Genomic DNA, 3084 nt, shown 5'->3' on the forward strand with positions numbered 1-3084 from the left:
GGGTGGGATGAACTCGGCTACCTGGCTGGCATCGTGTGGTGCGGAACGCGTTGTGCTGAAGGCGGTTGGGGGCGACGATGCCGCGTTCGGGCCCGGGCTGGAGTTGGCGGTTCGGCTGGACGACGCCGGCGTACCGACCGGGCGGCCGCGGGTGAGCAAGCACGGGCGGTTGGTGGAGCGGGTCGACGGGCGACAGGTCGCCGTACTGGAGTACATCGACGGTGACGAGCTGGTGCCGTCGGATCAGGACGCGATCGGGGACCTGCTCGGACGGGTGCACTCGGCCGTGCCGCTCGAATCCGGGGATACTGCCGACTGGCTGCGGTTCCTGCTGCCGTTCGAGGAGTCGCTGGACCTCGAGCCGTGGATCCGCCCCGCTGTCGAGGGCGCGCTCGCCGATGCGATCGCGCTAGGGCCGGTGTCGTGGGCCTGGCTGCACGGCGACCCCGCCGCCGAGGCCTTCCGCCGCCAGCCCGACGGCCGGATCGCGCTCATCGACTGGGGGAGCGCGATGCGGGGCCCGATCCTGTACGACGTCGCATCCGCCGCCATGTACGTCGACCGCCCCGTCGTACCGGCGTACCTCGCCCGCCGCCCCGACCTGGTCGACGAGATCCGTCGCGGCCTGGAGGTCTACCTCCGAGTCCGCTACGCCGTGCAAGCCGGCTACTTCGCCTGGCGCATCACCACCAACCTCCTCACCGGCATCACCACCCCCACCGACAACCACAAAGGCCTCTCCGACGCCCGCCGCTCGTTCGGCCTGTAGGCGCCCCAGGGAAATGTGCTATGGCGTAGTTGGAGGCATTAGGCGACAATGCGAACTGGTTGGCGCTGTGTTCATTGCGAGTCACAGCACTGGATCCGCTTGACTGGCTGGGGGTGAAGAGATGAGAAGGCTGATCTCGCTGGCTGCGTTGGTGATCCTGGCGGTGGGCGGTGTTGCGATCTCAGGCCCGGCTACGAACACCGCAGAGCCAGGGTGCGTGATCGTCGCGCAGTGGTGCTGAACAAGCGCGAGCCTGGCGGCCTGTCAGCGAGACGTATGGAGATCCCGCAGTACCGCGGGCTCGGTGGTTGACCAGGTCTTGAAGAGGTATCGGTGCGGGACTGCTGGGGTGATCGCGGCGGGCCGTACTTCGAGATCAGCCAGGTTTGGGTGAAGTGCGGGACCAGGCGTGTGATTGCTTCGAAGGCGCCTGGTACGGCGGGTGTGCGCAGCATCGCGGCTGTGTCGCCGGAGAAGAACGACGTGTCGCCGGGGCCGGAGCCGGCGATGATCACTCGGCCGATGTCGATTCCCAGTCTGTTCATGCTTCCAGGGGCGGGTCTGGGACTATCCAGCAGAACTAGTTCTTATCGACATAGCTATAGTTTCTGATGATGGAACTTGTGGCTGAGGATCTGCAGGCGTTTGGGGTGTTCGCGCGGCATCGGAACTTCACTCGTGCTGCGGAGGAGCTGCATGTGAGTCAGCCGGCACTGCATATCCGGATCCGGAAGCTGGAGGGGCGGCTCGGCGCTCAGCTGTATGTCAAGCACGGGCGGCAGCTGTTGCTCACCGGTGCCGGGGAGCGGTTGGCTGCGTTTGCGAACGACACCCGGGATCGCACGGCCGACTTCCTTCGTACGCTCGATGCCGCCCCGCCGCGTCCGCTCGTACTGGTCGCAGGCTCCGGCGCTTACCTGTATCTGCTCGGCGACTCGCTCAAGCGGGTGCTCAGCCGGGGGCTCGAGCTCCGGCTGCGCACCGCCGACGCCGCCGGAACCCTGGCCGCGGTCCGCGACGGATCGGCCGACGTCGGCGTGACCGCGCTCGGCGTACCGCCCGACGACCTGGAGTGCACGCTCCTCGCGAAGTTCCCGCAGACGCTGATCGTCCGCAACGACCACCGCCTCGCGGGCCGTCGTACCGTCCGCTTGAAGGACCTGCAGGACGAGGCGCTCGTCGTACCGCCGAAGGATCGTCCGCACCGGCAGCAGCTGGAGCGGAGCCTGCTCGACCAGGGGATCCGGTGGTCCGTCGCGGTGGAGGCGGAAGGGTGGGAACTGCTGGTCCACTTCGTGCGTCTCGGTATCGGGCCGGCAGTCGTCAACGGTTCGGTCCGTACGACGGCCGCTGTCCGGAAGATCCCCGTCAAGGACCTCCCGCCGGTGCGGTACTACGTCATCACCCGTCCGACCCGCGACGAACGAGTGGACGCCCTCCGGAAAGCGCTGACATGACCCGCGACAGCCGAGCAGTCTCCAAACTCCTCCGCCACACAGCAGGTGAACGCGGTCTCACGATGAGTGCGGACGGCTGGGCGGCGATCGCCGACGTACTGCGGGTCCTCGGGCTGACCCGCGAGCGCCTGGACGTCGCCGTACGGGAGAACGACAAGCAGCGCCTGCAGGTCGACGGCGACCGGATCCGTGCTTGCCAGGGGCACTCACTCCACGGGATGCCGGTAACACGTGAAGCCTTGGAGAACAGTTGGGAACACGTGCGAGGCGGCTTACTCATCTGCATCTGGGGCCCGCCAAGAACAGTTAGGTGGGTGTAGATGTCTTGCTGGGTGTGGATTTGGGGAATCTCGCGGTCTATCGGGCGCCCAACGGAGTGTTACTGACGCGGGAGGTACCTCCGGATGCGATCGTTAGGGTCGACGCGGTCCACTGAGCCCGGTGGTCTGGGGACTAGGCTCGGCAACGATTCGTCATCGAGAACTTGGGAGTCAATGTGGCCACCATCGAGGCCGTCGGCGCGCGCGAGATCCTCGACTCGCGCGGCAACCCCACTGTCGAGGTCGAGGTTCTGCTCGACGACGACACCATCGCCCGCGCGGCCGTCCCGTCGGGCGCGTCCACCGGCCAGTTCGAGGCCGTGGAGCTGCGCGACGGCGACAAGGACCGGTACGGCGGCAAGGGCGTGCAGAAGGCCGTCACCGCGATCCTCGAGGACATCGACAAGGAGATCGTCGGGTACGACGTCCACGAGCAGCGGCTGATCGACCAGGCGCTCCTCGACCTGGACGGCACCCCGAACAAGGCCAAGCTCGGCGCGAACGCGATCCTCGGCGTCAGCCTCGCGGTCGCGAAGGC

3 protein-coding genes and 1 pseudogene are annotated in these 3084 nt (G+C 67.3%); all 4 read left to right on the forward strand.

The genetic code is table 11. The features are described 5' to 3' along the window. Positions 1–769, forward strand: a 769-nt coding sequence (locus VFF46_RS03340) for a phosphotransferase enzyme family protein (RefSeq protein WP_325035510.1), incomplete at its 5' end; no start/stop codon positions are given. A gap of 614 nt (positions 770–1383) precedes the next feature. Further along, positions 1384–2226: a LysR family transcriptional regulator gene (locus VFF46_RS03345; protein ID WP_325035511.1), complete on the forward strand. Its 843-nt coding sequence runs from the start codon at positions 1384–1386 to the stop codon at positions 2224–2226. A gap of 62 nt (positions 2227–2288) precedes the next feature. Next, entirely contained in the window at positions 2289–2546 is a 258-nt protein-coding gene (locus tag VFF46_RS03350; RefSeq protein ID WP_325035512.1) for an RNA 2'-phosphotransferase, read from the forward strand. 176 nt (positions 2547–2722) lie between these two features. Next, positions 2723–3084 (forward strand): annotated as a pseudogene (eno, locus tag VFF46_RS03355) (phosphopyruvate hydratase); the annotation flags it as partial.

The organism is Kribbella sp. (assembly GCF_035655035.1).
GTDB lineage: Bacteria > Actinomycetota > Actinomycetes > Propionibacteriales > Kribbellaceae > Kribbella.

What these genes read in the sequence shown, in the direction of transcription:
- VFF46_RS03350 (WP_325035512.1), top strand. Translation starts at nt 2,289, where the DNA reads ATGAGTGCGGACGGCTGGGCGGCGATCGCCGACGTACTGCGGGTCCTC.
- VFF46_RS03345 (WP_325035511.1), top strand. Translation starts at nt 1,384, where the DNA reads ATGGAACTTGTGGCTGAGGATCTGCAGGCGTTTGGGGTGTTCGCGCGG.